The 7,811-nt window shown below is 59.7% G+C and carries 7 protein-coding genes; all 7 read right to left on the bottom strand.

The window, feature by feature from the left end; translation table 11 throughout:
- Window positions 1-110: 110 nt before the first annotated feature.
- Window positions 111-1,166 carry a formylglycine-generating enzyme family protein gene (locus tag AC4DF4_RS06090; RefSeq protein ID WP_490047220.1) on the bottom strand — a complete coding sequence of 352 codons (1,056 nt, stop codon included), beginning with the start codon at window positions 1,164-1,166 and terminating at the stop codon, window positions 111-113.
- Window positions 1,167-1,240: 74 nt separating this feature from the next.
- Window positions 1,241-1,966 carry an aquaporin Z gene (gene aqpZ, locus AC4DF4_RS06085; protein WP_490047219.1) on the bottom strand — a complete coding sequence of 242 codons (726 nt, stop codon included), beginning with the start codon at window positions 1,964-1,966 and terminating at the stop codon, window positions 1,241-1,243.
- On the bottom strand, window positions 1,963-2,379 hold the full coding sequence (locus AC4DF4_RS06080) for a response regulator transcription factor (protein WP_490047218.1): 417 nt from the start codon (window positions 2,377-2,379) through the stop codon (window positions 1,963-1,965). Before AC4DF4_RS06080 ends, aqpZ begins: the two co-directional genes overlap by 4 nt.
- A gap of 76 nt (window positions 2,380-2,455) precedes the next feature.
- Window positions 2,456-3,091: a response regulator transcription factor gene (locus tag AC4DF4_RS06075; RefSeq protein WP_490047217.1), complete on the bottom strand. Its 636-nt coding sequence runs from the start codon at window positions 3,089-3,091 to the stop codon at window positions 2,456-2,458.
- Window positions 3,081-5,288: a sensor histidine kinase gene (locus AC4DF4_RS06070; RefSeq protein ID WP_490047216.1), complete on the bottom strand. Its 2,208-nt coding sequence runs from the start codon at window positions 5,286-5,288 to the stop codon at window positions 3,081-3,083. Before AC4DF4_RS06070 ends, AC4DF4_RS06075 begins: the two co-directional genes overlap by 11 nt.
- A gap of 200 nt (window positions 5,289-5,488) precedes the next feature.
- Window positions 5,489-5,899 carry a hypothetical protein gene (locus AC4DF4_RS06065; RefSeq protein WP_490047215.1) on the bottom strand — a complete coding sequence of 137 codons (411 nt, stop codon included), beginning with the start codon at window positions 5,897-5,899 and terminating at the stop codon, window positions 5,489-5,491.
- 475 nt (window positions 5,900-6,374) lie between these two features.
- Complete coding sequence (locus AC4DF4_RS06060) at window positions 6,375-7,763, bottom strand: carbohydrate porin (protein ID WP_490047214.1); 1,389 nt, start codon at window positions 7,761-7,763, stop codon at window positions 6,375-6,377.
- Between the last annotated feature and the right edge of the window lie 48 nt (window positions 7,764-7,811).

The following is a 7,811-nucleotide window of genomic DNA, read 5'->3' as shown; positions in this document are numbered from 1 at the left end:
TTTGAAACGTTTGTTCAAACAGGCGATGTCGGAACATCGCCCGATCAACCAGCACCAATCGATTTTAACATTTTAACGAAAAAAAATCCTCTTCCTTTGTTCTTGTTGTCTCATTCGGCCTGCGGTTCGGCAGGCAAATCTTTCTGTATGGCTGGCATCACGCAGCGGAATCCGAGGTGGTTTGCGGCGGTGTTTATCTCCCCCTTGCCGCGGGTTCCCACCATATAGCGTGTGCAATACTGGTCGGAGCAAAGGAATGAGCCGCCGCGATGCAGCCTTTTTTTCACCCCAGGCTCGGCGGGATCGTAAGACGAACTAGGCCCTTGCGGGTTGCGTGCGACACCGCCCGCGAGCTTGTTCCGCGCGTAGGAGTCCACCCGATACCAATCGCTGACCCATTCCCAGGCGTTGCCTGCGATGTCGTGGAGGCCGTAACCATTGGCAGGAAACTGCCGGACTGGAGCCAACCCGCTAAAGCCATCCTCTCCGGTATCCTTTACGGGAAATTTTCCCTGGTAGATGTTCGACATCCATTTGCCACCCGGCTTCAATTCGGAACCCCACGCATAGGTCTGACCGCTCAGTCCGCCGCGCGCGGCAAATTCCCATTCCGCCTCGGTGGGCAACCGTTTTCCCGCCCATTTCGCGTAGGCCACGACATCGGGGTAAGCCACCTGAACCACCGGGTATTTCTCCCGCCCCTTGATGCTGGATCCCGGCCCTTCGGGGTGCCGCCAATCCGCGCCTTGCACATAGGTCCACCACTGGAAGATATCATCGAGCTTCACCGGCGCGGCGGTCGGCGCGAACACGGTCGAGCCGGCAACGAGATTCTCCGGCGGAGCGGTCGGGAACTCTTCCTTGGTAGGTGCGATTTCGGCGATGGTCTTGTAACCGGTGGCGGTGACGAATTTCTCGAACTGCTCGTTTGTCACCTCGGTCTCATCCATCCAAAAACCATCCACGTAAACACGGTGGACGGTGGTGGCATCGCGGGTCACGCCCGGCATGTGGCAAAGTGATTCATCCGCCGCATCGCTCCCCATGGAAAACTCACCACCGGGGATCCAAACCATGCCCTCGGGCGCGGGGACGGAGGAGCGTGATTGATTCTCCACGGTCGGCTGAAAAGCCGACCCGCCCGCCGCACTGACCGACAGCGCCATGCCGCCGAGCAAGACGAATGCGAGACCGATGTTTTTCAGGGGGGCGGGCTTCATGTCGGGCATGCGTTTGTTAATCAGGCGCTTTTCTTTCCGCCGGAAATGAATGGATAGACGATGCCTGCGAGCGCGGCGCCGGCGATGGGCGCGAGCCAAAACAGCCAAAGCTGGGAAATGTAAGCGCCGCCAGCGAAGAGTGCGGGCGCGGTGCTGCGGGCGGGGTTCACCGAGAGATTGGTGACCGGGATGCCGATGAGGTGGATCAGGGTCAGGCCGAGGCCGATGGCGATGGGGGCGAAACCCGCAGGGGCGCGTTTGTCGGTGGCACCGAGGATGATGAGCAGGAAGAAGAAAGTGAGCACGATTTCCGCGACGAGGGCGGCGACCATCGAGTATTTTCCGGGTGAAAGGTCGCCGAATCCGTTGGAGGCGAAACCTGCCGATGCATCGAAGCCGGCCTTGCCGCTGGCGATCAGATAGAGAACTCCGGCTCCGGCGATGCCGCCGAGCACTTGGGCGATAATGTAAGGGATGGCCTGCGAGGCCGGATGGCGGCCAGCGACGACGAGGCCGACGGTGACGGCCGGATTGAGATGGCAGCCGGAGATGTGGCCGATGGCGTAGGCCATGGTCATCACGGTGAGACCGAAGGCGAGCGAGACGCCGACAAAGCCGATGCCGAGGTTGACCGGGTTGTCACCGGTGGTGAGGAACATCGCCGCGAGGACCGCGCTGCCGCAGCCGCCGAAGACGAGCCAGAAGGTGCCGAAGAACTCGGCGAGTGTTTTGTGTTTCAGTGTCATGGTGTGTGGGGTTGGTTGGTGTTTGGAGATGGAGATTCGCCGGGTGCTAACAAATGACTGCGGATGGCCGCGATCAGTTCGGCAGCGGGAAATGGTTTGGGGAGATAGGCTGCGGCACCTGCCTTGCGCGCCTTCTCGCGGCTGCGTGGCTGGTCTTGGCCGGTGATGAACACCACGGGCAAATGAATGCCGCGTTTCATCAAATGCTCGTGGAGCTCGAAGCCGGAAAGCCCCGGAAGCTGGACGTCGAGAATCAGAAAGCCCGCATCCTCCAGCGCATCAGAAGTTAGAAAATCCTCGGCAGATGAGAAACACCGGCTTGGCAGTGCCGCCGCGCCACAAAGCCGCCCGACGGCCTGCCTCATGGCAGGGTCGTCATCGACGATGGTGATTTGGGAACGGTGCGCGACCATGCCGCGCAACATGATGGCCGGGACCGAAATGTGAAATTGGCACTTGGGGCGGAATGATTGCCCTTTGGTGAGGTGTTCAAATGATTTCCGCAGCCATGCCGACCAGTTCCGGCAGCGAGGCCGCCGCCATCTTGTGCATCACTTGCGAGCGGTGCGCCTTGACGGTGCGCTCGGCACAGCCGAGTTCGGCGGCTATTATTTTGTTAGGTTGGCCTGTGACCACGCGCCGGAAAACCTTCCGCTCGGCGGGAGTGAGCGTGGCTTCGCGTTGTATTAGTTCACGGTGCCGGGCGCCGGTTTGCCACGCCGTTTTCTCCGCTTCCAAGGCGGCGGTGACGGCTTTCAGCAGGTCGTCGCGCTGGACGGGTTTTGTCAGGAAATCAAAGGCACCGTTCTTGACGGCGCGCACGCTCATCGGGATGTCGCCGTGGCCGGTTAGGAAAACCACGGGCAGCGTTTCGCCCTGGCGGACGAGGGCCTGGTGCAGTTCAAGCCCGGTCGGCCCGCCGGGCATGCGCACGTCGAGCAACAGGCAGCCGCGCAACCTACCGGTGCGGGCTATCAGGAAATCCGCAGCGGATGCGTAAACGCGCACCTCGTGGCCGGCCGCGCGTAACAGGCGGGAAAGCGCGGTGCGCAGCGCCTCGTCATCGTCCACCAGATGAACGGCGGGCGATTCATCGGCCGACTTCCTATGCGAGTCACGAATCATGGGATGTGGGAAGGATCAAATGAAAACAGGCACCTCCACCGGGAGCGTTGCGTGCGAGAAGTGATCCGCCGTGAGCCTCCGCAATCGAACGCGAGAGCGCAAGCCCGAGACCCATCCCCTCGCTTTTGGTGGTGAAGAAACTTTCGAAAATCCGTGCCATCAGATCCGGCGGAATTCCCGCGCCGGAGTCGGTTACCGAGATATCCACCAACCCATCCTGCGTTGTGGCTACTGCGAGGCGGATGTTCCGCTCGTCCGGCGCCGCGTCCTTGAGAGCGTCCATTGCGTTGAGTAACAGGTTCAGCAACACCTGCTCGATGCGCACTTTTTCACCACAGATCTCGGGTAGATTCTCCGCCACGTCGCAGGTGAGTGAAATCGAACGAGCCCTGCAATCGTGACGGATCATCGCCGCCACTCCCCTCGCAAGCTCACCCGGATCGAGCGGCACCCTGTCGGTTTCTCCGCGTGCCACCATTGAGCGCACCTGGCGGATCACCTCGCTGGCGCGCATGTCGTCGCGGCGGATGTCGGAAAGAATTTCGCGGATTTCATCGAGCGGTGGATCCGGCCGATCCATCAGCATCGTGGCGGCATCGGTATTGCTGAGGATCGCGCCGAGCGGTTGGTTGACCTCGTGGGCGATGGATGCGGTGAGTTCGCCGAGCATGCCGAGACGCGAGGCTTGCTGGAGTTTCTGCCGCGCCTCCTCCGCCTCCTGGATGTCGGTGATGTCCTTGGCCATGGAAATGTAGCAAGGCTCGCCGTGGAGGTTGGCGAGTTCGGCGGAAACGCTCAGCAGGCGGGATGAGCCGTTCGGAATACGCAGCCTCTGCTCGAAGTCCCGCAGCGGCTTGCCGGATGCGAGTTGCTCTAGGAACTGCTGTTCCCCGGGCTCCTCAAAAGCGAATCCCAGCTCCAAATGCGTTTTCCCCAGCGCTTCGGTTCGTGACATCCCGGTCAATCGCTCCCATGCCGGGTTGGCATCGACAATCCGGCCGTCGGCCTGGCGGATGAGGCTGATGGAAACCGGGCTGGCCGAGAAAACCTTGGAGAAGCGCGCTTCCGACAGCTGTTTTTCGCTTTCCGCCCTGCGCTGGCGAGCGCGCACGGCGAGCAGGCCGATGATCAAGGCGGATTGTAACAGCAACACGACCGCGCCTATCAGGACTGCCGTCCGGTGGGCTTCCCACAGTGAGAGTTTGCGGAAGCGGATTTCGCTAGCAGGTGGCAGGTTGTGTTTGTTCCAGTCGTGGCGCACCATCGCCCGGTCGTCGATGATCCACCGGGGTTTTCCCGGAGGCAGGATGCCGATCGCCTCCGCGCTCTCACCTTCCACCACGCGGCGCGCGATCGCACCAATGGCCCGGCCCTCTTCTTCGAAAGGTATCATCGCGCCACCCAGCACTCCGGTGCCGACATAGGTTTCGTAAAGACAGAGCACCGGCACGGAGGATTTTTCCGCAAGCCAGCCGGCCACGCTGCGCGGCAGCAAGGTGCGCCCATCCGGCGTTTGAAAATAGGAGAGATAGATCACCAGCGTATCCTTCGGCAGCCTGGCGACACGATCTAGCAGATCATCCAGCGGCTCGCCATGCGAGGTTTCGATTTCGTAGCGCCCACGGAACGGCTCGGCTTGCGCGAGAGCCTCCTCATGCCGCACCCGGTCGAAGTCCGCCGCGCCGGAAACCAGCAGGATTTTGCGAACTCCCGCCCGGATTTCAGGAAGTTGCTCCATGAGCGGGGTGATCGACCAATCCATCGGCCGCCCTGCCAGGCCGCGGCGATCCGTTAGAGCGGAGACCTGCCGCGTATGGAGCGCGCCAAACACGATCGGCGTTCCGGGAAAAAGCGAGTCCCGCCGCTGCATCAGGAAATCCAACGCCTGCGGTCCGAGGGCGATCCATGCGACCGGCGGAGTATCACGATGACGCCCGCGCAGGAACTCCTCCATCGCGGCCGATTGCTCCGGGCCGGGAAAACGGACGGCATCGAGAAACTCGGCGAACAAATCCACGGACGAGGTTTTTTCCCCGTTCTCAAAAGCGCGTCGCAAGCCTTTTTCCACCTCCTGATTCGCGGGCAGCAACCGGTCGTTGGAAAACAGGATCAGCACCCGCGGTGGTACCCCGGCATGGCAGATCCCTGACAGGACGAACCCCAAAAGCAACAACCGGTAAATAATGGACAGGCTCATTGTTTGCAGCATTTCGAGCATTACGCCCGCATGCCGGAACATCCTGCCAGAAGCCTGGTGACAGGCAACCTGATTTCAATGGGGCTGCTCAGGGCAGGACAGTGGGGCGATTCGAGCGGATCGATCTCGCCCAGCGCCCGGTTTTGCCTCGCTTCTCATTTCAGCACATCTGCCATGCATGGCCGTACTCGGGGCATCCGCTATTTTGGAAACAGAAAGGTGAGACCGAAACGCAGGCCCCACTCGGGACCGTCTTCGGGTTTCTCGGCGTAGTAGCGGGCTCCGACGAAGGCTTGCAGGGGTTGATCGCCGATTTTGAACATCTGGCTAACTTGGAAGTTGAGCGGCACGGTCCATTGGTCGTTGGACCAGTCGTAGGTGGTTTCGGTGTTCAGGGTGAGCGTGGTTTTGGTGGGCAGGATGTAGGAGAGGAAGGGTTGGAGGAAGGTGGCGTTGACAGAGTCACGATCATCATCCCCGGCGACGTCCCAGAGATGATTGACAAGTGCGCCATAGGTCCACGGGCCATCCTGTTTGAGAACGACCGCCGTGGGGCCGAGGCCAAATTTCTCGGTTCCTAGCAGTTCGTCGGTAGCGGTGGGAATAAGCAACACCGGGCCGATGCCCCAGATGGGCGAGCTTTGTTTCGGTGAGAAAAAGAAACTCTGCGTGATATCGCCGAGGCCGGACTCATCGAGTGCGTCGCCAAGGGGCGCGAGGCCTTCCTGGTCGATGACTGGCAGGATGGTGCGCGAGATGACGTTCCAATCGTCGCTGATGCTGATGGGGATGACCGGCTGGATGTTGGTTTTCCAGACCGTGCCATCGCCGGGGCCGACACCGAAGTCATAGTTGCTTTGGATCGGTAGGCTGATCAGGTCGGAAATCGGGTTGGCGAGTTTTTTGCGAGATCCGCTTCCTGGGCGTGGAAGGCGCAGGTGGCGAGAGCGAGGGCGGCGGTGAGTTTGGTTTTCATGAGATGAATGGGGTCGGACAGAAGTTGAATATGCGGTGTTCTGGATTTTGGATTTTTACAGGAGGAAAGGGAGGAAACGGAGGGGGTGTTTTTTTTGAAATGAGGTGGCTTCAGAACCTTGCGACGGAACGGAGTCCGGGAAGGATGACGGTGTCTTTTCCTAGAGAAGGATTGATCACCTGCAAGTCCACACCCACAGTGAAGAACGGTGTCACTGCGAAGTTGTAAAAAATTTCCATCCCCTGTTCGTCTCTGATCGACAGAAGGGGCAGGGACTCCTTCAAATCCGGGCTCGGGGTATCGTAATAATAACCGATTCCCCAGTTGTCCTGGCTCCGGCCCGGAATCAATCCAGTGCCGCCTATGCCCACGAGGGCCGACCAGTATAGCCGGCTGGGATTGCCGTCCGAGATGCCGAACTGGCCAAAGAGCCCGAAGCCCTCCTTGGAAGTTTCGCTCACCTGATAAAGATATTGGTCGAACGTATAGGCGAAGTAGTAATTACGATCCTTGACGTCAGGTGAATTTGGAGGAAACGGTGGAAGAAAGGTGTCGCCGATGTCGCTCAGGTCGGCGTTTGACTCGGTACTATACAAGGCGACAAATCCTTGATGCCCGCTGAGACCACCGATGGTGACGGGGAACTCAACGCTCCCGCGGATCGTGACTCCGTTGTCGAAAGGATCTTCGAAACCTGACTTGTTGATCACGCTGTTAGGATCATAGACCCACAAGCCGAAATTGGCGGGCTCGGTCCGCACACTCATCAAGGCACCGAAGAGATAGGGCGGGACAAGGCCGGTGGGAGGGGCAGCGAAGGTAAGGTTCCAGAACGAGTCGATGCCGGCACCGCCCTTGAACGGCGTCCTGGCAGCGATGTCCATCATGTTGATCTTGCCGACCAACAGGGAAACAGATTTGCTGAAGTGCTGCGTAAGATACACGCTCGACAGGTCAAAGGCGTCGGAGTCGTCCATCCCTGGAAAAATGAGCGCCGTATTGGGCGGTACCAACGTGCCCCCGGATCCGTTGATGGTCTCACCGTAATTATACTCGGCGTGGACGGTCAGCGATAAGCCCTTCCAAAAGCCCAGCTTGCTGAGGTCGGCATTGAGCATGAGGTCAGCCTTGCCGCCGTATTCAAAATCGTTGTCACCGTCGCCGGCAGTCAGCCCCTGATAGAATTGTGTGAGTCGAGGGGCGAGTGTGATGCCATAATCCTCTTTCAACGAAGTCCGGTGGCCGGCCCAATCGCCGGTGAGCGTATCACGTTCTAACCAACTGGCGGCCCGGGTCGCATCGGCATCCACAGTGGTTTCACGGCCTATTTGTGTTTCTCCCGCAGACAACGGACTCATGATGAAGACAGACAACAGGGCCGCAAGCCGTGCTTCGATCGGCATCTTCGCGGCTCTGCTCTTACTGATCCGTCTCGCGAACATTTCGGCAATGCTGCCAAGGGTCGAGGTTCTCGCGGCTGTTGTCTTTGCTTTTTTCATCAGTTTTTTGTTTTTGTTTCATTTCGATTCTGTGAACGCGCTCCTGAG

The organism is Luteolibacter sp., assembly GCF_058122085.1.
Note: the sequence above shows the minus strand (reverse complement) of the source record. Positions and strands in the feature narration are given on the sequence as shown.